General features: G+C 41.2%; 21 protein-coding genes. 10 read left to right on the top strand and 11 right to left on the bottom strand.

All coding sequences use genetic code 11. The features are described 5' to 3' along the window. Positions 1-42 precede the first annotated feature (42 nt). Positions 43-525, top strand: a complete 483-nt coding sequence (locus ACOQOA_RS01850; RefSeq protein ID WP_420546966.1) for a MarR family winged helix-turn-helix transcriptional regulator — start codon at positions 43-45, stop codon at positions 523-525. A gap of 59 nt (positions 526-584) precedes the next feature. On the opposite strand, the gene ACOQOA_RS01845 is transcribed toward ACOQOA_RS01850, so the two are convergent. Continuing rightward, on the bottom strand, positions 585-1,190 hold the full coding sequence (locus ACOQOA_RS01845) for a DUF1013 domain-containing protein (protein ID WP_420546965.1): 606 nt from the start codon (positions 1,188-1,190) through the stop codon (positions 585-587). 131 nt (positions 1,191-1,321) lie between these two features. Next, complete coding sequence (locus tag ACOQOA_RS01840; protein ID WP_420546964.1) at positions 1,322-2,023, bottom strand: hypothetical protein; 702 nt, start codon at positions 2,021-2,023, stop codon at positions 1,322-1,324. A 271-nt stretch (positions 2,024-2,294) separates the two neighbouring features. Between ACOQOA_RS01840 and ACOQOA_RS01835 the strand changes: the two genes are divergently transcribed. After that, complete coding sequence (locus tag ACOQOA_RS01835; RefSeq protein WP_420546963.1) at positions 2,295-3,638, top strand: D-alanyl-D-alanine carboxypeptidase family protein; 1,344 nt, start codon at positions 2,295-2,297, stop codon at positions 3,636-3,638. A 90-nt stretch (positions 3,639-3,728) separates the two neighbouring features. Here ACOQOA_RS01835 and ACOQOA_RS01830 read toward each other — a convergent pair whose 3' ends face one another. Further along, on the bottom strand, positions 3,729-5,912 hold the full coding sequence (locus tag ACOQOA_RS01830; RefSeq protein ID WP_420546962.1) for a histidine kinase dimerization/phospho-acceptor domain-containing protein: 2,184 nt from the start codon (positions 5,910-5,912) through the stop codon (positions 3,729-3,731). A gap of 99 nt (positions 5,913-6,011) precedes the next feature. Then, a complete protein-coding gene (locus tag ACOQOA_RS01825; RefSeq protein ID WP_420546961.1) occupies positions 6,012-7,865 on the bottom strand; it encodes an ABC transporter substrate-binding protein in 1,854 nt (617 codons plus the stop codon). A 380-nt stretch (positions 7,866-8,245) separates the two neighbouring features. Between ACOQOA_RS01825 and ACOQOA_RS01820 the strand changes: the two genes are divergently transcribed. After that, a complete protein-coding gene (locus ACOQOA_RS01820; RefSeq protein ID WP_420546960.1) occupies positions 8,246-9,646 on the top strand; it encodes an FAD-binding oxidoreductase in 1,401 nt (466 codons plus the stop codon). Positions 9,647-9,656: 10 nt separating this feature from the next. On the opposite strand, the gene ACOQOA_RS01815 is transcribed toward ACOQOA_RS01820, so the two are convergent. Next, positions 9,657-11,693, bottom strand: a complete 2,037-nt coding sequence (locus ACOQOA_RS01815; RefSeq protein ID WP_420546959.1) for an ATP-binding protein — start codon at positions 11,691-11,693, stop codon at positions 9,657-9,659. 72 nt (positions 11,694-11,765) lie between these two features. Continuing rightward, complete coding sequence (locus ACOQOA_RS01810; RefSeq protein WP_420546958.1) at positions 11,766-12,542, bottom strand: lysophospholipid acyltransferase family protein; 777 nt, start codon at positions 12,540-12,542, stop codon at positions 11,766-11,768. A gap of 163 nt (positions 12,543-12,705) precedes the next feature. On the opposite strand from ACOQOA_RS01810, the gene gloA reads away from it, so the two are divergent. Next, positions 12,706-13,125: a lactoylglutathione lyase gene (gene gloA / locus ACOQOA_RS01805; RefSeq protein ID WP_155157323.1), complete on the top strand. Its 420-nt coding sequence runs from the start codon at positions 12,706-12,708 to the stop codon at positions 13,123-13,125. A gap of 34 nt (positions 13,126-13,159) precedes the next feature. Here gloA and ACOQOA_RS01800 read toward each other — a convergent pair whose 3' ends face one another. Continuing rightward, on the bottom strand, positions 13,160-13,783 hold the full coding sequence (locus ACOQOA_RS01800; RefSeq protein WP_420546957.1) for a LysE family translocator: 624 nt from the start codon (positions 13,781-13,783) through the stop codon (positions 13,160-13,162). A 154-nt stretch (positions 13,784-13,937) separates the two neighbouring features. Between ACOQOA_RS01800 and ACOQOA_RS01795 the strand changes: the two genes are divergently transcribed. The 4 genes from ACOQOA_RS01795 to ACOQOA_RS01780 all read left to right on the top strand — a co-directional run bounded on the left by ACOQOA_RS01795 (position 13,938) and on the right by ACOQOA_RS01780 (position 16,450). After that, positions 13,938-14,348 carry an HIT domain-containing protein gene (locus ACOQOA_RS01795; protein WP_420546956.1) on the top strand — a complete coding sequence of 137 codons (411 nt, stop codon included), beginning with the start codon at positions 13,938-13,940 and terminating at the stop codon, positions 14,346-14,348. Next, complete coding sequence (locus ACOQOA_RS01790) at positions 14,338-14,886, top strand: hypothetical protein (protein WP_420546955.1); 549 nt, start codon at positions 14,338-14,340, stop codon at positions 14,884-14,886. Before ACOQOA_RS01795 ends, ACOQOA_RS01790 begins: the two co-directional genes overlap by 11 nt. Positions 14,887-15,015: 129 nt before the next feature. Then, positions 15,016-15,831, top strand: coding sequence for a pyridoxine 5'-phosphate synthase (locus ACOQOA_RS01785; RefSeq protein ID WP_420546954.1), 816 nt, complete (start codon positions 15,016-15,018; stop codon positions 15,829-15,831). 1 nt (position 15,832) lies between these two features. Continuing rightward, positions 15,833-16,450 carry a FecR family protein gene (locus ACOQOA_RS01780; RefSeq protein ID WP_420546953.1) on the top strand — a complete coding sequence of 206 codons (618 nt, stop codon included), beginning with the start codon at positions 15,833-15,835 and terminating at the stop codon, positions 16,448-16,450. 1 nt (position 16,451) lies between these two features. On the opposite strand, the gene doeB is transcribed toward ACOQOA_RS01780, so the two are convergent. After that, a complete protein-coding gene (doeB, locus tag ACOQOA_RS01775; RefSeq protein WP_420546952.1) occupies positions 16,452-17,441 on the bottom strand; it encodes a N(2)-acetyl-L-2,4-diaminobutanoate deacetylase DoeB in 990 nt (329 codons plus the stop codon). Positions 17,442-17,445: 4 nt separating this feature from the next. After that, the gene (gene doeA / locus ACOQOA_RS01770) at positions 17,446-18,627 is read right to left on the bottom strand and encodes an ectoine hydrolase DoeA (protein WP_420546951.1); all 1,182 of its coding nucleotides are present in this window, start codon (positions 18,625-18,627) and stop codon (positions 17,446-17,448) included. A 206-nt stretch (positions 18,628-18,833) separates the two neighbouring features. Here doeA and ACOQOA_RS01765 point away from each other — a divergent pair, with 206 nt between their 5' ends. Continuing rightward, positions 18,834-20,024 (top strand): MFS transporter, encoded by a 1,191-nt coding sequence (locus ACOQOA_RS01765; protein WP_420546950.1) that lies wholly within the window; start codon positions 18,834-18,836, stop codon positions 20,022-20,024. 49 nt (positions 20,025-20,073) lie between these two features. Here the strand turns inward: ACOQOA_RS01765 and dgcA are convergent, their stop codons facing one another. Continuing rightward, positions 20,074-21,057 carry an N-acetyl-D-Glu racemase DgcA gene (gene dgcA / locus ACOQOA_RS01760; protein ID WP_420546949.1) on the bottom strand — a complete coding sequence of 328 codons (984 nt, stop codon included), beginning with the start codon at positions 21,055-21,057 and terminating at the stop codon, positions 20,074-20,076. Positions 21,058-21,193: 136 nt separating this feature from the next. Beyond that, positions 21,194-22,192: an N-acetyltransferase DgcN gene (dgcN, locus tag ACOQOA_RS01755; RefSeq protein WP_420546948.1), complete on the bottom strand. Its 999-nt coding sequence runs from the start codon at positions 22,190-22,192 to the stop codon at positions 21,194-21,196. Between the two features lie 352 nt (positions 22,193-22,544). On the opposite strand from dgcN, the gene ACOQOA_RS01750 reads away from it, so the two are divergent. Beyond that, positions 22,545-23,996: a DUF1800 domain-containing protein gene (locus tag ACOQOA_RS01750; RefSeq protein ID WP_420546947.1), complete on the top strand. Its 1,452-nt coding sequence runs from the start codon at positions 22,545-22,547 to the stop codon at positions 23,994-23,996. The last annotated feature ends 7 nt before the right edge of the window (positions 23,997-24,003 follow it).

Raw genomic sequence — 24,003 nt, 5'->3', positions numbered from 1 at the left:
ATTAATCTTGACGTCAAGATAAAAATTTATTATTTATTTTTTATGGATGAAGTTACAAAAATTATCGATCAATGGAATGAGGTCAGGCCTGACCTTGATGTTATACCTATGTCGTTGATTGGGCGCCTTATACGTGTCTCTAATCATCTGTCGAAAGAAATGGAAAAAACCATGGCTGAACATGGTTTAAATTTTGCCAGTTTCGATTTATTGGCGACACTTAGACGATCAGGGGCACCATATCGTCTCTCACCAAATGATCTATTAAAAACCATGATGATCACATCAGGATCGATGACCAATCGAATTGATCAGCTATGTAAAAAGGGATTAGTAGAGCGAATTCAAAACCCAGAAGACGCAAGAAGCGTATTCATTCAACTGACAGAACAGGGATTCAACATCATAGATGCTGCTGTTACAGATCATGTCGCAACACAACATAGGATAACTGGCAATTTGTCAGAAAAAGAGTTTCATCAACTCAATCAACTAGCATCTAAATTCTTAAAAAGTTTTGAATAGATAAAATAAAAGCCCGAAGAAGATCTTCGGGCTTTTAAATTCAACATTGCATACAACGATTAGGAAAGACCTTCCCAACCTGTTGGCTCTTGCATTGTATCTTCTTCGTGATCTTCAACAATCGGCTCTGCCAGAGGTTGGCGACCAGCTTTGATCGCTTTTGCAATCTCTGTAGACAACTCCAATTGGCTGCATAACCCAAGTTCAACCGGGGAACGTGGACGGAAATTTGCAGCATTCCAATGAGATTTATCACGGATTTTCTGAATTGTTGGTTTTGTTGTACCAATCAAACGACCAATTTGGGCATCTGTTAGTTCAGGGTGATGCTTCACCAACCAAGAAATTCCATCCGGCTTATCTGCACGCTTGGAAACTGGTGTATAACGTGGGCCCTTGTTACGAACAACAGGCATCGGAATATCGCTTTTCGCCATTTTCAAAGCAGCTTTATCATCTGCTTCGCAACGTACGATTTCATCACGTGTTAATTGACCATTTTGAATTGGATCCATGCCTTGCATACCCGGTGCAACATCACCGTCAGCCAACGCTTGAATTTCCAAACGATGCAAACCTGTAAACGCTGCAATCTGTTCAAAAGACAATGTTGTATTATCAATCAGCCATACAGCAGTAGCTTTAGGCATTAATAATTTGCTCATTTCTAGCTCCAATTCGGATCAGAATTTACCAATAGCTATTCGCGCCATTCGGCGCGCAAGTTCCTCAAATTTTTCGGGAATGCCCGCTTATATCACATTCTTTAACTTTTGGTCAAAGCCTATCTTCCTTTTTATTTAGTAAGATATCCTGCGCCAAACTCAACCTTATCACCCGTATATCTAATTCTATAATGATTAAAAACATCCTCATCATTCTTCTTAGACATCAAAAAACTATTTGTCGTCGCCTTTTCCTTTGAAAGTTTTGGGCGCGTTTTTTCATCTGTTGATACGGATAGCAAATATTCTAATCCTTCCGGAAACGCCCGCTGCAACTCACTTTGGTCAAAAACAGTCAGATTGAATTCACCATCGATACAAGATGCTAAAGACAAAAAATGATCTGCAGAAGTCATTTCCTCTCCCTCTTCCATGCCCTCACGCTGGATATCCGCCTTTGTTAACTCCGCCAATTTCATTTTTTTTGACAAGTTTAAATCAAGTTTGACCTCTTTAGGATCCAACAAGGCTTCATGCATAGTTGGACTCACCTCGATCTTTTCCAGCTTTATCCGACGATCTAAGCGTTGAAAGCTCAACTCTCCATCTGTCTTCCAGTTATACATCAAAACCGATTGTGCACGATTGGCATTATAGAGATAACGATACTGATTAGAATTTTCAGCATGGCAGTTTTGTTTAATATCACCACCAGAGACATAACTCTCCCAAGTCGCTTTACGCCATAAAATATTTGTGAGGTTCCCATCACTCGTACATGCGGAAAGGAAAACAACACTTGAAATTGCAACTATTAGCGATTTTTTCATCATTTTAGTATAACCAAATAATTATAAGTATTCATAAGATGTAATAAACATATATGCCATATATGTAACCAATTTGGGAATGCAATATTCTACATCTTAAAATGACTAAAATAAGGCAATGTGACAGAAATCACCAAAAAGCCTTGAAGCCTTTGTCCGAAACAGGTTATAGAATTATCTATAGACGAATTTTGCCGATTCGCATATAGTTCAAGAAGATTCGGCAAGTATTAAGAAAATTTTATAAATATTCCTGAATAGGCAATGGGTTGTCATGTATCGATTACTTGGTTTTACTTTAGTTTTATTTGCGACTTTAACTTTTGGCGCAGCAAAGAACCTGGCCCAAGCAAAATATGCCTCGATTATTCTGGACGCAGAAACTGGCGAAGTATTTCATTCTGTAAACGCAGACACCCGTAATCACCCTGCCTCTCTTACAAAGATCATGACATTATACATGCTGTTCGATGCAGTTGAAAAAGGCGATCTAAAACTTACAAGTAAATTAAAAGTTTCCCGAAAGGCATCACAACAACGCCCATCTAAACTTGGATTACGCAAAGGTACAACAATTACTGTGGAAGACGCCATTCTTGCACTTGTAACAAAGTCAGCAAACGATGTCGCCGTTGTTGTTGCAGAAGGTATCGGTGGTACAGAAGCGAAATTTGCAAAAGCGATGACACAAAAAGCTCATGCTATGGGAATGAAGAATACGTTTTTCAAAAATGCTTCTGGCTTACATAAACGCGGTCAACTTTCTTCTGCTCGTGACATGGCAACATTAGGATTGCGTATTCGTTCTGATTTCCCACAATTTTACCATTACTTCAGCACTTGGAAATACAAATATAAGAACCGCACCTATTACAACCATAATAAATTGCTACGTTATTATGAAGGCACAGATGGCATAAAAACAGGCTTTACCAATGCAAGCGGGTTTAACCTTGTCGCTTCTGTTGAGAGACATGGTCGTCGCTTACTTGGTGTTGTATTTGGTGGTCGTACTTCAAAATCCCGCAATGCTCATATGCAAAAGCTTTTGAATAAGAGCTATCATAAAATTTTAATTGCTTCATTACGTCCACCTATGAAGCCAGAGATAAAATTAGCTGATAATGGAAAAGTGGTAATTCTTGAACGCGAAACACAGATCGCTTTAGCGGACGATGTTAACGGTGAATATTTAAAATCCAAGCCCCAAAAAGAAGCGGAAACAGTTAAACTTGTTACCTCGGAAACTTTAACTAAAGAATTAGATCAACCTGTTCAAGTCGCAGCAACAAACCAAAAACCGTCGACATCTTCCAAGAAAACAGAACCGGTACTTGAAGCAGAGACTATCTGGGCTGTTCAAGTTGGTGCTTTTAGAGAAAAACGCCGTGCTCATCAGGCAGCAGGCTTAGCCGCAGTCCATGTACGTTATGTGAGTAAAGATGCTAATATTCAAGTTTCAGAAGTTAAAGATTTAAAAAATCGACTATATAGAGCGCGCCTAACAGGACTAAGCGAAATGGAAGCACGTGAAAGCTGTCACGTATTAACAGAAACATCGCTAAGCTGCGTAATTATTCCACCGATACAACCAGATCAAATTGCTATCGTAAATTAGGTTGCATTGGAGATATACGGAAAAGTTTAAACCCTGCTTTCATCTAAAGCAGGGTTTTCTTTTAACACTACAGTTCGTAATGAAAACTATTTAAGTTTTAGGCAAAGTAACAATAAAGCTATTTCCACGTTTTCCGTCCACATCCAATGCACTTGCCCCGGACTGACAGGTTATGTCCCCTCCCATCACTTGTGCATATTCACGGCTAAGTGTTAGACCAATGCCTAATCCATCGACAAGCCCTCGATGACGGTCCAAACGGGCCAGTGGTTCAAATATTTCCTGACTGTCCACAGGCGTCAAAGGTTTCCCCTGATCGGCAATCACAATTTGTATCCCATCCGTTGCTGTTGATGAAAGCTGCAACAAAATTGTCTGACTAGCACCGCCATAATGAATAGCATTTGTAAGCAAGCTTGTAATAATTTGCTCCAAAACAGCTGTATCACAATTCAATGTATAATCATCTGGAATATCAAGATTCTCAATCACGTTTATATTTTTCATATCAATCAAAGATTCTAGTTTTTTCAACGTCTCTTTGATCACAGTTTTCACCTGAATATGCTGTGTATCTAGTTTTAATTCGCCCGCTTCAATGCGCGCTAAATCCGTCATTTGATCGACCAATCGTGCCAGATGACGCCCGGCCCGTGTAATCGTCTCTAACTGCTGATAGCGTTGCTCAGATGATACGACATCTGCCTGAGCTTGCATAAGTTGGCCAAAACCTACAATAGCATTGATAGGTGTGCGTAACTCATGACCCAATTTTGAAATAAATTCGGTTTTAGCATAATTCGCTACGTCAGAATTCATCTTGGCTTCTTGAATAAGTTGTTCGGCCCGCCGTCGTTCCATCACACGACCTAACTGAATGCCGATATCTCTGGCTACTTCAAATAACTCTGAATCCTGCTCTATCTCAACGGCCGAGAAAAACTCCATTACAGCAACAACTTCACGCCCAACCAAAATTGGAATAGCAAAAGACCAACCTAAACCTGAACGCTTTGCAATAGTCTCGCGATTATTACTCTTAACTTCCTCATCCATACGTAAGAGTTGAGGGCGCCCGCTGCGTAACACACTTCCAACAAGCCCTTCGCCCATATGAATATCAAACTCAGAGGAATATTCGGCTAACTCACCATAGGTTTTTAGATCTTCCAGATATACATTTTCCGAAAGACTCATGATATCACGATGATCGTCTTTTAATGTAAAGACCATCCCTACCGGCCATCTGAAATGCTTCTGTATTGCATGCAGACCAACTTTCCATGCCTCATCAATTGAATTGGTTTCATTAGATGCAACTATAATACGCTGCAAGAGCTGCATGAAAGCACCCTGTTTCTTCAAAGCATCTGTTGTTTTCTTATGACTATCAGCCTCTAACATTAAATCATGGGCTGCTTTGGATAATTCCGTTGTACGTTCCACCACACGATTTTCCAGATTCTCATTCACATCCTTCAATTCTCGTTCTGCTTCATCATTTTTATGACTTCGCTCTTTCAACTCAAAAACCATTTGGTTCAAACTACGCTCAAGCAATCCGAGCTCATCATGCGCAAAGGCCTTTAACTTAGAAGAGTAATCCCCAACAGCCACATTTTCTGCAAAATCAGCAGCGGAGCGAATACGTTTAAAAATAAAGCGATGAAGGAAAATATAAATGATAAAACTCGTCAGCAGAATACACGCCAACGCCGCGAAAAACGTTTCGATCATTATCAATTGTTTTTCCTGAGTTAAGCTTGTGCTGTCGAGTTTTATATATGCAAATAAAAATGGGCGCGTAGAATTTAATGTAAATATAGGTGTAATACTGACGATGGATGTTTCATCACCCTCTTCAAGGCGAATAAGTTGCGGTTCCACATGGGTGGGATTGAACCAGTTTAACTTTAGATGACCAAGTTTAGAAATGGATTGGCCTAACAAGGACTTGTTGATGGAATGATAGATTGTACCATTGACACCAACAACCATACCATCAAGTAGCTCATCTCCAACTAGCTCGGTTAATACATCGCGATCAGAAAGTGCCGTATATTTTAATTGGGAATCTTGTAATAAAGCCCCAACAGATCGCAATCGATTCTCCACCGTAGCATCAATTGATCTCGTCAATTGGCCGACATAGAAATACCCCCCAACAGACAAAATTAATAACTGCGCCAAAACGACGATTGAAAGAACCTTGAAAGTCAAACCTCCAAAGAGAAAACGTCGTTTACCGATTTTCAAATGAGTTTGTTCTGACATGTCCCCCCCACAGAATATGCCGATACCCTCGTATCAATTACACTCATATATCTGCCTATTACCTTATCTTAAATTCTTACTCAAAATATATAATGAAACTTATCTAAAGAAATATTGTGCCGGATTTGTGGGCGCGGGCGTCGGATAAGTCCATGCCGCCGGCATCAATGCAGGCACATTTTCAAATCCCTGACGATAAATTCCATACCGTATTGGTGGTAAACTCACCCCGAACACATAGAATTCTTCTGCTGCAATATCCAGTATTTCACGCATTAACCTACTTTGCTCTTCCTGAGATTGCGTTTTTACTATCTTTCTATAAAGCTCCATTTGTTTCTTAACTGGTGCAGTCGGCTCTTCTGCTTTCGGATCAGATGGATCACGATACCAACGTGCCCAATTCACAGCCTGAACAGATTCATAATAAATTGGGAAATAGAAAATCGGAGATTGAATAACCGCGATACCGCCATCACCGCCCCAAGAGGAGGCATCATGTTCATTCAGTTCCCGCGTATCATAAAATGTGTGTTGAGCCAAATTCCGTGCAGTGACATCTACACCAATGGCACGCCAATCTTTCGCAACTTTGAGCAAAACGTCATAACGGTCATCGCCGACAGTATCGATAAAGAAAGATAAACGTTTTCCATCTGGACGACGGCGAATACCATCCTCACCTCTCATTAACCCAAGATCATCTAACATCTTGGCAGCCTGTCCAGGTACATATTCCAAATATTGCTTCGCTAGCTTTTCATTATAAAAGTCTGATTCCGGACGAGGCGCTGCTTGAAATGGCACACCAATATTTTCACCTGCACTTCGAATTATCGCGGCACGATCAATCGAAACAGATAAAGCCACACGAAAGTCTTTGGTATTAAAGATTTCCTTTAACACCGGGTCCCGATGATTAAGGTTTAAAGCAATAACAGCTTTGTTCATATCAGTATCGATGACACCAAACGTATTTACACCTGGCCAATCGGAGGGAGATGCGTTGACTTGTTCTGCAAAACTAGGCATTGCGCGGGCCTGCATATCGATATTACCTGCACGTGCCACATCACGAATATCGGATTTCGATTTAACCACTTCGAAATGCAGTCGATCAATATATGGTAATTGAAGGCCTGCTGGATCTACTTTCCAATAATATGGGTTTCGTACAGCACTTAATGGTTCATCAATCGTATGAGTAGAATCCAACACCCAAGCATTCAATGTGGGTAATTCTTTATTCATCCAACGCGTTTTATTATCAACATTGCCGGGCTCACCAAATTTAGCCAAAAACTGCGCATGCCATCCTTCGAAACCTGCAGCCTTTGCTTCTTCATCTACATTTGGATTAAACGCTGGATGGAATTGTTTCAAATAATGTGATGGATAAGATGTTGGTTCAACACCTTCTGGGCCCGCGAGGAATTGCGTAAACAAAGCATGAGGGTGGTCAAAAATAAACGCAACAGCATGATCTCCGCGTTTTTCTACCTTTGCTTTTTCCCCACCAGAGAAAAACCAAATATCATCGTCCTGACTCAATACAGGATCTGTTGCCACATGTTCATACCAGAACATAATATCATCAGCGTCAAAGAAATCACCGTCTGACCAGCGCATCCCTGGACGTAGATAAAAGACATATTCAGTCGCATCGTCATTTACAGTATAGGATTTTGCAATATTGGGGATCACACTGGTCCATTCAGGATTCCAGCGCATTAAGTTTTCATACCCCATTGTACGAATAAGCAACGCATGGTCACGGCCACGTCGCATGCCCATACGCCAGGTACCGCCATACTTCCCAAGCATATTTGTCGGCTGCACAATCATTGGTGTTTCAGGTAGTCGCTCATCAACAACTGGCAATATCCCAGCCTCAATCTTTTCTTTCAACATCGGCGCATCTGAAAATTCAACCGCTTGTGCCATTGTCGACATTATCATTACACTGGATATTGCAGCCCATTTGATGCAAGATCGGAGGGAAAATTGATTTGGTTTTAATAATGGTAAATTGTGACCCATGTGACGATTCTACCTTAGCCCTTAAATATTTTATATATTTATTTATTAAATCGCCAATCCACTTATAGGTTAATATTTAACATGAGGTATGTATAACTCGCAAGTAGATATAGAATTTTTCCACGACTTTACCGGAAAATCTGACATCAGAATCAATTATATTTCAACAAAAAATTGTAATATTAAGACTAAAAAAGACTATTTTCTCCCTAAAGAGGTATTTACTTACCTAAATTCGCATTCGATTGATACACAACCCATGAATGTGGTAAAAAGTTGCTAAAGGAATAAATATGCCAGAGATGGAAAACCAAACCTCAGATTTAGATAATGTTATTTCACAATTAAAAGAAAAATTCGGCGAGCGCGCGTCTACTGCTAAATCCATCCGAGATCATCACGGGCATGGAGAAGGATACTTTCCATCAGATTTACCTGATATTGTGGTTTTTGTAGAGACAACTGAGGAAGTATCCGAAATTGTCAAATTGGCCTCTGAGAATTGCATTCCGGTTATCCCCTTTGGTACAGGCACTTCCCTTGAAGGTCATGTTAATGCATTAAATGGCGGTATTTCCATTGATTTATCACGTATGACAAATATCTTGGAAGTGAACCAAGAAGATCTTGATTGCAGAGTGGAAGCCGGAGTTTGCCGGATAGAACTCAACGATTACATTCGCGACACGGGGCTTTTCTTTCCAATCGACCCAGGTGCAAATGCATCATTGGGTGGTATGTCCGCCACCAGAGCCAGTGGCACAAATGCCGTGCGGTACGGAACGATGAAAGAAAACGTACTTGGTTTGACCGTTGTGACAGCTGACGGCTCCATTATTAAGACAGGTGGTCGTGCACGTAAATCAGCCGCAGGATATGATCTTACTCGTTTATTTGTGGGCTCAGAAGGCACTTTAGGTATCATTACAGAAATCCAACTACGTCTATATGGAATACCCGAAGCTGTTTCTAGCGCCGTTTGCCAATACCCAGATTTGGAATCAGCTGTAAATACAACAATCCTTACAATTCAATCAGGTATACCTGTTGCTCGAATAGAATTGCTCGATGAGATACAAATGGGCGCATGTATAGATTATTCAAAGGCCGAAGGGTATGAACGAAAACCTACATTATTCTTCGAATTTCACGGATCATCTGCTCATGTTTCTGAGCAAGCAGAAGCGGTAAAAGCTATTTCGGAGGAGTTTGGCGGCAGTGCGTTTAAGTGGACCAAACAACAAGAAGAACGAACCAAGCTCTGGGAAATGCGCCACAATGCCTATTACGCCGCATGTGCACTAGCCCCTGGTAAAGTAGGTATGGCTACGGATGCTTGTGTACCGATAAGCAATCTGGCAGATTGTTTACTAGAAACAAAAAAAGATGTGGATAATAGTGGCTTGGTTGCACCAATTGTTGGTCATGTTGGTGACGGCAATTTCCATCTCTCGTTGCTTTTCGACCCAGATAATCCAGCCGAAAAATCAACGGCAAAAGCTATTGTTGAGCGTATGAATCAACGTGCAGTTTCTTTTGGTGGCACCTGCACCGGTGAGCATGGTATTGGCATGGGGAAAATGCATTTCATGGAAGCTGAGCACGGGAATGCTATTGATGTAATGAGATTAGTCAAACAAAGTCTGGATCCACAAAATATCATGAACCCCGGGAAAATACTTCCCGCCAGTTAATATTTCCTTATCAATTATGATGAATAACTCTCTCTTTAGGAAAAGTTACAATCACTGTTGTTCCCACACCAAGTTCGCTTTGAATATCAAATTTAGCTTGGTGTGCTTCAACAAGTAATTGAACAAGACTCAATCCTAATCCGGTACCATCATAATTCCGATTATAAGTGGAATCCACTTGTCCAAACTTGCCTAAAATTTTGGGTATATCAATTTCTGCAATTCCGATACCTGTGTCTTCAATTTTTATTTCTAGATCACCATCTTGCATAGACGCTGACAACATTACTTCGCCAGCATGATCTGTGAATTTCACCGCATTAGACGTAAGGTTCGTAACTATTTGCTTCACACGTGTCGTATCGGCACGCAAAAATGGTAAATCATTTTCGACATTTGACCTTATAACCAATCCGGCATCATTTGCTTGTTTGCTTAAAAGCCTCGTCACAGATTTAAATATCTGTTTTACATCGACTTCTTCGTCATAAAACTGCAATTGATCTGCTTCAATTTTGGCCACATCCAAAATATCATTAATAATACTTAATAAATGTGTACCAGCAGCATGAATATCACCTGCATATTCTTCAACCTTATGCTCACTAATACCCATTTTACCCGACATATTTAGCAACTCAGAAAAGCCGATAATTGCATTTAGAGGTGTACGAAGCTCATGGCTCATATTTGCAAGGAAATCGGATTTCGCCTTATTTGCCGTTTCAGCTTCAATACGCGCATTTATTAACTGTTTTTCGGTGATTTTCTGCCGGGTCACATCCTGAATTGTCACAAGCATCTGGGTAAGCCCGCCTGTTTTTTCATCAAAAATTGGCTCGGCTAATTCATGAATATGACGTTCTTCACCCTTCATGGTTAAGATACGAACATCTAACGAATACCCTTGTTGACTCTTAAGCGCTTTAATAAAATTTTCCCGATATCTTTCACGATCATCAGGATGAATAAATGTCAGCTTGCCTCTAATTTCATCAGTTAATCCAAGAGCAGAATCCTGCGAAATATCAAAAATCTTAGCTGCCTCTTTTGAAATAAAATCCAATCTATTGGAAATAGTATCCCATACCCAATAACCAACACCAGATAACTTAACGGCCTGATCATAACGCAGCATTTGTTGGTGAAGTTCTCTTTCAACTTCTAAAGACTTCATTACATTGCGACCAATACATTGGATTTCTAACAGATCACCATCTTCCGTAAAGCTGGCTCTATTCTTCCATTGATATAAAACCAGCTGCCCGTCTTTATCGAAATTATGATCATATCGTACATTGGAATTATTTTCAGGACTCAGGTTTTTCATATCCTCGACAAAGGTCCCGCGATCTGCAGGGGCAATAAATTCCAAAACGGGTTTATTCAGCACATCGTCACGCCCAAACCCAATATTTTCCGTATAGCTGTTATTCACATAAATGAAATTCAAATTCCGATCCAATCGGCAAATTGCATCATTTTGTGCTTCGGCTAATTGATCTAGATGCATGCTGGTATATCGTAACGCTTCTGCTGTTTGAGCGCGTTCATATACCAATGAAGCAAGATTGGCTTGCCCTTCCATCAACTCCAACTCAAAATTAGTTGGATGACGTGCTTGATCATAATACATGGCAAATGTGCCAAATAATTCCGCATCTTTGGCAAGGATCGGCTGGGACCAGCAGGCATGAAAGTCTGTCTTTTTAACAATGTCTATAAATGGTGCCCAATTCTCACTTTGATAAACATCGGGGACAATGACACGTTTCTTGTAATAGGCAGCGACCCCACATGAACCAACATTTGGCCCGACTTCCACACCATCAATAGCATCCGTATAAAATCGTGGCATGGATGGTGATGCTTGATCAAATAATTGTTGAGTAGAGGAGGCATAGCTCAAAATCGTACAACGGACACCAGGAAAATTTGCTTCGGTGTCACGGCAAAGCTGTAAAAGAATCTCTTCTTTTTTAGCCCCTTCAACAATTTGCTGAAGAATAGCTGCACGAGATTTCAAGACTTTTTCATAGGTATACAAGCCTTCATCCCCTCCCTTATTGACGCAGCCATATCCCTTATTTTTTTAGATGTACAGATTATAGGTCAAAAATTAATAATCTTGCAAATCTTTCCGAATGATATTTTCACAATATTTGGCCATCTCTTTTCTATCCTCAAAATCTTGCTTTGTCACAGGATCATGGAAACGCAAACGCACCTCAATTCGGCCTAAACCTAACCAATGCCAAAAATGATCACCTAAAGTCATATCACCGTACCAAGCATAACAATCACGCATGTCTTCCGGTAAGTGCTGACCATTAAATTTACAATAAGTGATACTAAAAGGTTGTACTTTAATTGGTGTCTCAGTTTCTGAAAAAACAGCTTCAAATAATGTTGGCTTAAAAGGAGCAACATCTGTTCCATCCGTACTTGTTCCTTCTGGATAAACGATAAGATTTCGTCCCTGACTTAGTAACTCCGCAAATTGATTTTTTTGATCTGCAGCTCTACGGCTACGTCTTTCAATAAACACAGTCTTGCCCAGTTCTGCTAAAAAGCCAAAACCTGGCCAGCCACGCACTTCAGATTTCGCAACAAACCAAGCGTTTAATTCAGTTCCCATAACGGGTATGTCGATATATGAAACGTGATTAGATACATACATGACGTTTTTTTCATCGCACGGCTTGCCTTCCCAAACCACATCCAGCCCGCCATGCTTACACATCAATTTATGCCAGGACTGGACATGTTTCATCGGCACATCACGTCTTATAACCGCAGGAAGATGACGTAACAGGATCAATAATGTACCAAACACCATTCCCAATGCGCGACGAAGTGCCAAGAAAAAGCTAAACTTTGCAGATGTATCCATCATATGAATCTTTCATAAATCTTGAATTTGCCGAAGCATACTGAGTTATCAAGGCATAAACAACTTTCTCTATATTGTAATTTTATGAAAGTGATTTATTGAAACTTCTTAGGAAGCTCCCTACACTTTAAGGTAATAATAAACTCATCAGGATTTGGAGAGAATTATGCGTTATTTGCATACGATGGTGCGTGTCAAAGATTTGGATGCATCCCTGAATTTCTATTGTAATCTTTTAGGACTTAAAGAAATTGATCGCCGCGATTATGAGGCCGGGCGCTTTAGTTTGATTTTCTTGGCACCTGAAGGACAAGAGGAAGCTCAAGTTGAACTGACATATAACTGGGATACCGAAGATTATGATGGTGGTCGTAATTTTGGTCATCTCGCCTATAGCGTCGAAAACATTTATGATGCCTGTCAAAAATTCGCCGATGGTGGCGTTACGATTAATCGGCCGCCACGCGATGGGCGGATGGCTTTTGTAAGGTCACCTGACGGTATTTCCATTGAGCTTCTCCAAGATGGTGATGCATTAGAGCCGCAAGAACCATGGCTCTCTATGGAAAATACAGGGAACTGGTAAAAATAAAGGGAAGCATCTGCTTCCCTTTTATCCATTAAGACATCGCTAACCAAATACCGACAGCAACCATAAGACTTCCAGCTATTCGATTCATCATCTGCACATTTCCTTTTTTCTCAAGGAAATATCTTAACGTTTTACCGCCACCAGCATAAAGGGTCATACAGAAAAATTCACACACCACAATCACAGTTATGATCGCAATAATTTGCCATGTAACAGGTAAATCAGTGTTCAGGAATTTCGGTAGCAGAACGACCATAAAAGCCCAGCCTTTTGGATTTGCTATGGCGGTCACAAAGCCTTGCCACGCCAATTCCAAGCCAGACATATTTGCTTCTTTCGGATTATCCAAATCAATAGCCATCTTACCTTTTGATCGCCACATCTGAATGCCAAGCCAAGCTAAATAGGCACCGCCAACATATTTCACTACAGAAAATATATCCGGATATTTCAACATTACGGCAGCAACCCCAACAATCGCCGCCAAGGCAATTGCAGCGACGCCAATCATCTCGCCCCACATCATCGCAAATGTACGCCGCAACCCGATAGTCATGCCAAGCGTCATTGCCAATGTCATACACATTCCCGGTGTGATCGATACCAGAAAGAAAGTAGGTATAAATAAGGTAATTAAAGTCCAATCGACCATTTGTATCATTCCCTAAACTAAAGTCGAATTTGGCTTGTATCTGAGCTTTTCTTTTCTTGCAATCAAACATGTTAGAAAACAGTTTTTCCTATTGGCAACAAACCATTGTTAGGAGTAGAACTAGTTTCATTCCCTCCTCTATCTAGGATCAAATATGTTTCAGCTACATCCTCGTCTAGAAGCCGATACGGTTCACGTGATGGACCTTCCTCTCAGTCGTGTTCTCTTATTGAAAGACGCACGTTATCCATGGGTTGTTTTGGTACCACAACGTCCAAACCTCAAGGAGATTCATCAACTTAACGATGAAGATGGCATCCAGTTATGGCGAGAAATGCGCGTTTTGTCAGAATTTATGGAAAAGAATTTTGATTGCCAAAAAGTAAATGTCGCAGCTCTTGGAAATATGGTACCACAGTTACATGTCCATATTATTGCGCGTGAAGAAGAAGATTTTGCGTGGCCTAAACCCGTATGGGCCATCGGGGATGCCGAAGAATATGATGATCAATCTTTACGTTACCGTATAGAGTTACTGAAACAAGGGCTAGGTAATGCCTTCTGATTTCTACCGTCTATACTTATCTGACACTGATCGAAAACATCCAATCTGTGATGATCCAGAAGACCTTCTGGAAGCGGTCGATTGTAAAGCAAACAGTCTAAATGGATTAGTTATTTTAGATTGTTTTTGGCAACTTGAAGAACCGATCGAATTTTTAGCGCAGCTTGAAAAAGCATTAGCACCTGATGCATCCGCTATTTTTATTGAGCCGTTACTTTCCCCAGTGAGTTACGCAGTTGCCAAATTGAAACATCCAAATAACCTGAATATCAAAGCCAAACCATACAAAAAATCAGGCAAGATTAATTTTGCCACATCCAGTTTGATTTTTGATCGAATTGAAAATCGTATTCAGTTTATGAAGGAATTTCCAAACCTCACATTTGACTGTCGGGAGCGCATTAATCTCTTTACCGGATGGGTGAATGAAGACTCTTCTTCGCTAGATAATTTAGTCAAACTGGATAACTTCCTTATGCCATTCTTAGGAAATTTCGCTGCGTCTCATATGAAAGTTATTCTTCGAAAGAAATCATAAAAGCCTTTATTTATATGACATTGGGCCACTCAGACTTGAAGTTTTTAGTCAAGTGGCCCTGTTTTATTTCTATTTTACGGGTTATTTTTAGGCCAATCTTAAAAGCTTTCTAAATTAAGGTATAAGAAGATGTCTGAAATCATCGAAACAAAGCTGAGTGTGAACTTAAACAAGGTTGCCTTGCTACGAAACCAACGTCATGTGGGTTATCCATCTGTTGTGGATTCTGGCCGTACAATTTTGGCAGCAGGCGCCCATGGTTTAACTATTCACCCCCGCCCCGATGAAAGACATATTCGCCGCACCGATGTTTATGAACTTGCCGATATGCTTGAAAAAGAAGGTCATCGCACACGTGGTATTGAGTTCAACATCGAAGGAAATCCCTTTGATGACTTTATGAAACTTTGTGAAGATACACGCCCTGATCAAGCTACATTAGTACCAGATGACCCAACTCAATCCACATCAGATCATGGATGGGATGTTGAAAAGGATCTTGAGAAACTCAAACCACTTGTTAAAAACTTACAAGCAATGGGATGCCGTGTTTCTTTGTTTATGGACCCTGACGCATCTTTAATGCCATTGGTAAAAGAAACAGGTGCGGATCGCATTGAGTTATATACAGGTCCCTATTCTGACGCATTTGACACAGGTGATTATGCAAAAACACTTAAAGATTATGCAGAAGCAGCAAAAGCTGCCCATGATTTGGGTCTGGGCATCAATGCAGGACATGACCTAACCACCTTTAATTTACCTGAATTTAAATCAGCTTTACCGATGCTGGCAGAAGTATCCATTGGTCACGCCTTTATCGCGGATGCCTTATGGTTAGGCTTTGAAGATACGGTTAAAGCCTATTTGAAATCCTTGAGCTACAAAGAAAAAGCGCCTATAGCTATAGCTGGATATAAGGAACAACCATCAAAAGTGGCTTAATTTGCGTCAGATAATTTTATCTTTTTTAATCCTTGTGGGCTTGTATTTTGCAAGCTCTTCTCAGGTCGTGGCGGAAAGCCAAACAGCAGGCCAAACAACGGTTGTTTATCTAAAAGCATTTGCCGATGAAAGGCAGCTTGAAGTTAACAATATGATCAAGGTTGGTGAAGTCTTAACAACCAGACCTGATGCTCGATTACATGCACGTATGGTTGATAACACTGTTTTGATGCTGGGTGAAAATGCCAAATTTAAAATTGATGAACTGGCATTCAACGACATGCAAGCAACAGCAAGTTTCAGTATACTATCTGGTGCTTTTCGGATGGTATCAGGGAAGCTTACCAAACGACCCAATAATCAGGTTACGCTGACCACTCCAATCGCAACAATAGGTATTCGCGGAACAGATTTCTGGGGTATTGTTAAACAAGATAGTCTTTCTATCGCTCTTTTAGATGATAGTGAAATAGTTGTCTTACTCCCAACAGGCCCTGTAACCTTGAACAATCCAATGAGCCTTTTAGAATTCAAAAAAGGCGATCAACGACCAACACTTACCCCTTTAAGTGAAGAAGCGTTAACCAGCGCCGTTAAAACAATTGCTCTACCAAATTGATTTAACATTCCGTCGCAATAACTGCTAAGCAATCGCCCATTTTTACAAGTCCCGGGAAATGACGCGATGCCAATATCCCTACTTTCTTGGCTTTATAAACCTGAGGCGCGATTCCCGTTCGTTTAATATCATGAATGCGCGCGACAATATCACCTGCACTGACTTCCTCTCCCAAATCTACGCAGATTTCTAACAATCCTTCATCTTCAGAAATCATAAAGCAATTTGGATCGTGCATATCTAATTCTATAGATGGATTAAACGTCATCTCACCCGTTAATAGGCCTGCATGGATAAGAAAGTTTCTAATGCCTCGTTCCGCAATCGCATTAGATTTTGCCGTAGACATACCACCACCACCAAGCTCGGTTGAAACGAAAACTTTTCCCATTTCTTCAGCAGTAGTATCATACATGCCAATGCTATCGAGTTCCGTCATCATCATGCTATAGGGTGCATTAAACGCTTTCATTGCAGCAACACTGGCAGCTTCCTGTTCTTTGTTATCCAAAACATGAACTGCAGCAAAAGGAACAAAATCCAATGTCTTCCCTCCTGCATGGATATCAAGCACATAATCTGCAAGTGGTAAAAGATAACGTGCAATATAGTCGGCAATTTTCTCTGTCACCGTCCCGTCCGGTTTTCCGGGAAAAACACGGTTCATATTGCCTTTATCAATCGGTGATGTACGTGTACCCGCTAGAAAAGCAGGATAGTTCATGGCAGGCAAAATAATCACCCGCCCCATGACATCTTCAGATCTTAAATCATGAGCTAACTTAAATAACGCAACAGGCCCTTCATATTCATCTCCATGATTGGCCCCTGTTAACAAAGCTGTTGGTCCATCCCCATTTTTCACAACAGTTATAGGGATCATAATGCTTCCCCATGCAGATTGATCATGAGAATAAGGAAGTTTTAGAAAACCATGTTGAATACCGTCCAGATTAAAATCAATATCCGTAGAGATCGGGCTATCTTTCATAAGTTTAATCCTTCACAAATAACTTGCGTTCTACATTGGCAAGACATTCACTCCCGGTTTCGGTGATCAAGACAGTTTCCGTGATCTCAATCCCCCAATCATCAAACCATAGACCCGGCATAAAATGAAAGGTCATCCCAGGTTTCAACACCGTCTTATCACCGGCGCGTAAACTTAAAGTATGCTCCCCCCAATCAGGTGGATAGCTTAATCCAACGGAATAACCACAACGGCTATCTTTCTGAATACCGTATTTAGCAAAGGTACTAAATAATGCACTTGCAACATCTTCTGTCATATTTCCCGGTTTAGCTTTTTCCAAACCAGCAGCAAGCCCTTCTTGCAAGGCTTGTTCGGCATTACGCCATGCATCATCGGGTTTACCTAAGAAAATCGTACGGGACATAGGACAATGATAACGTTTATAGCAACCAGACAATTCAAAGAAGGTCCCTTCACCTTCACGCAACATTCGATCATCCCACGTTAGATGCGGGGCACTAGCTTCTTTACCTGTCGGCATTAGTGGTACAATCGCAGGGTAATCCCCGCCAAATTCTTCGGTTCCATTCAAACCCGTTTTATAGATTTCTGCGGCTAACTCATTCTTACGTCGCCCGACCTCAGCCAGCTCAAACGTTCTTGCATGCATCTTTTCCACCAAACGGGCAGCGCGGCGCATATAGGTAATTTCCTGCTCAGACTTAACAGCCTTCTGCCAATTCACCAGATTAGTCACATCTTTAAAATTAGCATTTGGCAGATTCTTAAGGAGAGACTGATAACAAGCAGCAGAGAAATAATAATTATCCATCTCAACGCCAATTGACTTATTCCCCCATCCATAACTGTCGATCACAGTTGACAAATGATCCATTGGATGGCGTTCAGTCGACTGCACATAAGGATCGGGATAAGATAAAATATGATCATCATTCATATAGACCGTGCATTTGGCTCCATTGGCATCCATTTCACGTCCATACCAAATCGGTAATCGATCCATACTTACAAGTACAGCTTGGTGTACATAAAAAGACCAGCCGTCATATCCGGTTAACCACGCCATATTGGATGGATCACTAACGATCAGCAATTCCACACCAGCAACCTCCATCGCCTGTCTTGTAGACGCTAGTCTTTGCGCATATTCCTCATCACTGAAACCAAAATATTTATCTGGCATAAGGCCCCCTGATCGATCTTAAGTTATTGATTGTGAGGAAGAGTATTACAAAATATTCACGTTGAATAGGAAAACCAGATCACAAATAAATGTCCATTTATGAATAAAATTTATACGGATGATCAGAAAATGATATTTGAATAGAAATTTAAATCATGCCACAAAACTTTTTGTATTTTATTCCCCTTTTTTGAAAGTTAACCTGAATGGAAAAAAGGCAACATAACCCTATTCATGTAGTCGCAGCGGGCACTTTAATTGTAGGCGTAAGTTACGGTTGGGGTCGATATAATTACGGTCTTTTTCTTCCAGAAATCAAAGAAGCCTATAATCTATCCCCTGCATGGTTGGGTTTGATTGGCAGTCTGTCATATGCGGGTTATTTTTTATCCTCCCTATTCACTACATTGATGTCGACTAAGCTTGGCCCCCGTTTCATGGTGACCTTTGGCGGCATTTTGGCTTCAGTTGGTTTATGGCTTGTTTCCTATTCAGAAGATCCAATCACATTAACAATAGGGCTAGGGATAGCCGGAACAAGTGCCGGATTATGTTACACACCGCTTTCAGATGTATCTGTGCGTCTATTTGATAAAGAAAAACAAGCACGCGCCTACGCAATTATGAATGTTGGCACCACAGTTGGCGTCATTATGGCTGGCCCAATTGCTTTATGGTATGCGGCTCAATGGCGTGAAGCCTGGCTTGTATTTGCCATTCTTTCTGTATTGGTAACCCTTTATAATTTTGTCACCATGCCGGGGCGCGAAGAAAAAGCACCAAACAAAGCCCAGCATGAACATGTATCCTATAAAGCGTTGTTAGAATTCAATAAAACACGCCTTTATCTTGTCGCCTTTATTATCGGTTTTACGGCATCGGTTTATTGGACATTCTCGGTCGATCTTATCAATATCATTTCTGAAACGAATGAAAGCCTAGAAGGATTTGGGTCTGTTGGCAGTCGTATCTTTTGGGTGATCTTAGGAGCGGCAGGTTGCACCGGCTTTATCGCAGGTGATATTGTTAGATATCTAGGCCTTAACAAAGCAGTTAAACTCATTGCATTATTTGAAATCGCCTCCATTCTATTACTAACCTATAGCGATCTCAATTACACAACAGCAATGATTTCAGCAGCTTTATTTGGCAGTAGTTTTGTTTTTATCACCTGTTTTGTTGGCATCTGGGCCGTTTATAGTTTTAGCAAACGCCCATCCCTTGGTTTTGGGTTTGTATTTCTGATCATTTCCTGCGGGCAATTTTTAGCCCCCTATCTATCAGGTATTCTTGCGGAATATACAGATTTAAAGACGACTTTCTATATGGCAGCGGCCCTTCTCGTCCTTCTTTATATCATTGGCCCAAGAACCAATATCAGAGAGTTAACTGAATAAAAAAAGGAGCCTAAAGGCTCCTTTTTCTTCGATCATTCCGACTATACATTTATCTCCACAAAGCACGTGGGGCAGGTTTCATAATGCTGCCTTCAAATTCAAATGCGACATCTCGGTCTTTGGCGATTAGGAGCGGACCGTCAAGATCGACAACTTCTGCGTCCTGACCAATTAAATGCGCAGGTGCCATTGCAAGAGACCCTGCCAACATACAGCCAATCATCACTTGCATATCAGCTTCACGTGCCATTTTTTGAAGCTTTAAAGCCTCGGTCAAGCCACCAGTTTTATCCAGCTTAATGTTGATCATTTCATATTTACCAACCAACTTATGGAAATCGGCACAAGCATGCGCAGATTCATCGGCACATAACGTAATGGGATGTTCAACAGTTTTTAAAGCTTCGTCATCCGCAGATGGCAAAGGTTGTTCAATCATCTCTACGCCATAGGCTTGTAGCTTTTCAGAAAACGGCGCCACATGATCTACAGACCACCCTTCATTCGCATCTACAATCAAACGTGTATTAGGTGCATTTTCTCGCACCGCTGCTACACGTTCCAAATCACCATCACCTGTAAGTTTTAACTTCATCAAGGGACGTTCAGCGTTATCAGCTGCTTGTTTCCCCATCACTGCAGGTTCGCCCAAGGAAATCGTATAAGCCGTTGTCAGGGCAACAGGTTCTTTTTGCAAACCTGCAAGTTGCCAAACTGGTGTACCAGATTTCTTTGCCTCAAAGTCCCAAAAAGCACAATCCAAGGCATTTCTGGCTGCACATGCTTTCATACGTTCCTGTAATTCTTCACGTGTTAAACCATTTTCAACGGCGTCACGCAGACTTTCTAATTCTGCAATAACTGTTTCAACAGATTCACCATAGCGCGCATAAGGGACACATTCCCCCCAGCCTTTTACGCCATCCTCTTCCAATTCCACTACAACAGTCTCACAAGATGTTTTGGAACCGCGGGAAATAGTAAAAGTACCAGCAATCGGCCAGCTTTCATGACGAATGGTTAGTTTAGGCATGGAACTTTCCTGTTCTTTATCTAAAAGTCTTTGTTAAAATCTATATACTCAAAACACATATAAATAAGAAAGGCCGAAGTCATCAAAAGACAACTTCGGCCTCACCTTAAAATTTAGTCAGCATAGGCCGAAGGGATTATTTCAAACCTTCGATCAAACGTGCTGCACCGTGACGGAATGCATCAACGCATGGCAAACCAAGCTCAGCTTCCAAGTCAGCCAAATATTTATCAGCCTCTTCATCAGAAAGCATAGATGTATTTACAGAAACACCAACGACTTTACAGTCTGGGTTAACAACACGACCCATTGTTTCGTTAACTTTAATACATTCTTGGATGGATGGCAGATTGAAATCTGGAAGGCCACGCATATGGTCACGCTCTGCAACATGGCACATTACCAATGCATCTGGTTGGGAACCATGTAACAAGCCTAGAGATACACCTGCATAAGATGCATGGAACAAAGAACCTTGGCCTTCGATAACATCCCAGTGATCTTCGTCATTTGCAGGTGTCAATGTTTCAATAGAACCTGCGATGAAATCTGCTACGACCGCATCAACGGAGAAACCGTCACCAGCGATAAAAATACCTGTTTGACCTGTGGCACGGAAAGAACATTTCATGCCAGCTTCTTTCATGGATTTTTCAACAGCCAATGCTGTGAACATCTTACCCACGGAACAATCTGTACCAACAGCCAAGATACGCTTACCAGAACGTTTAGACCCTTTTGCAACAGGATAATCTTCTGTTGGATGACGTACATCAAACAAGTTACGGCCCAGTTCATCTGCTTTTGCTTTAATGTCAGGAATATCTACAAGTTTATTATGTAAACCTGAAGCCACATCCATACCAAGTTCAAGAGCTTTAATAATGCTGGCTTTCCAGCTATCTGGGATAATACCGCCACGGTTAGCAACACCAATGATAAGTGTTTTCACACCAGCTGCATGTGCTTCTTCGATAGACATATCTGTCAAACCAAGATCAGCACCACAACCATCAAGACGGAATTGGCCTAAACACCAATCAGGACGCCATTTAGCAACGCCGTTTGCAACTTTTGCTGCCAATTGATCAGGTGCATCACCTAAAAACATTAAATAAGGATGTTGAATATTCATAATAGACACTCCAAAAAAGTAAATTGCCCATAAACCAGCGACCAAAGAACAAAAACATTCGCAAATTGCAATAGTCCAGATAGAGCAAATTAAATGGGCCAGTGGAAAGACCATCGTCCCAATTCGTAATCATTTTGTGATCACATCTTAATTTTGACAACTTTCTAGCAGATGAAACTCCATTCGCCAATGCGAAAAAACGTCATTTTTCTATCATTTTCATCAAATTGGCGAAGTATTTGCATAGCTTATAAATACTATAACCAGATAGGTAAAAATCGCCTTGTTATGAGCTATTGCAGCGTATCTTAGAACGGTCTAAACTCATGACATATTTGGAGTATTTGCATTTATGGCGCAGTCAACAATAACTACCACGACAGGTGAGGAAGCTACCCGCGTTACCGCGGCGGAGCTTTTGATCAATTCGCCTGACCCGTCCAGCCCGGAAAATGCAATCAACGAAAGTCAATTTCCTGAACCTCTTTGGAGAGCAGCAATTGCCGCCACCAGATTTGGCTATGGCTTGCGCCCCGGTGAGTTGCAAATCATTGCACAAGACCCAAAAGGATGGTTGGTCCGTCAAATCAATGACACCTCCACACCTGACGAAATTCAGGGGTTAAGCAAAAGCCGTGACCATCTTCAGAATTTTATGAAAGCGCAGAATGAAGGCCGTGAAGGTCTTTTCAAGTTTCGTGAATCTGCACGCCAAAATGCCATGTGGGAAATTGGTCAACATGAGCTTGCGGCATTTAACAGTCCCAATCCGTTCAGAGAGCGTCTTGTTCGTTTCTTCGTAAACCAGTTTAATTTATCTGGTCAGGATGAAATGATGTATCCAATGACAGTGCAGTTTGAGCGTGAAGTTATTCGCCCCTATCTAAACCGCACCTATTATCATTTGTTATTAGCGGCCTATCAACATCCAGCTATGCTGATCTATCATAATAATAATCGTAGCATTGCCCCGACATCCCCCACGGGAGATAAAATTAAAGTTGAAATGAACGAATCCATGGCGCGTGAAATTCTTGAACGTCATACGATGGGTCCACAAGGCGAATATACAGAAACGGATGTCGAAGGTTTAACCGCGATGTTAACAGGTTGGACCGTAGGTGGTTTAGGGTCTAGAAACCCTGGTGGCTTTATGTTTAAAGATTCATGGCATGATCGTAATCAGAAAATGTTCATGAAACGGATTTTTCCTAATGCGGGTATGATGGAATTTGAAGCGGCGGTTGATATGATTGGCCGAACTCCTCGTACAGCTTGGACATTAGCGACCAATATGGCAAAAGAATTTGTATCAGATACTCCAACAGATACACTCGTAACTCATATGGTCCGAGGTTTCTTAAATGCTAGTGGAAATATTATGGGCATGGCACATGCAATGATCGAATCCGAAGAAGCATGGACGCCGGTGCCTGGCAAAGTGAAAACGCCTCAACATCTGGTAATCTCAACTTATAAAGCCCTTGATCGCAATCCCCAAAATGGACGTGATCTGGTTCGTCAACAAACCCAATTAGGGCAACCACCCTATCAACCCCATATGCCGACTGGCTGGCCTAAACAATCCGCTCATTGGGTAACATCCGATCTTTATGCGGACCGCATTGAATGGTTAACTCAAATTGCAGCCGAAGATCGACTAAATGCAGAGCCTGTTGATCAGGGTATCGCGGTACTGGGTCCCAAGTTACGCCCTGCAACGGCGCGCCATATTGCAATCGCGCCAAGTAAATTAGATTCAACAGCACTATTACTATGTAGCCCAGAGTTTCAACGCGTTTAGGTAGGAA

The organism is Curvivirga sp. (genome assembly GCF_965219885.1).
Lineage (GTDB): Bacteria > Pseudomonadota > Alphaproteobacteria > UBA8366 > Aestuariispiraceae > Curvivirga.
This window is presented reverse-complemented; position numbering and strand designations above follow the sequence as displayed.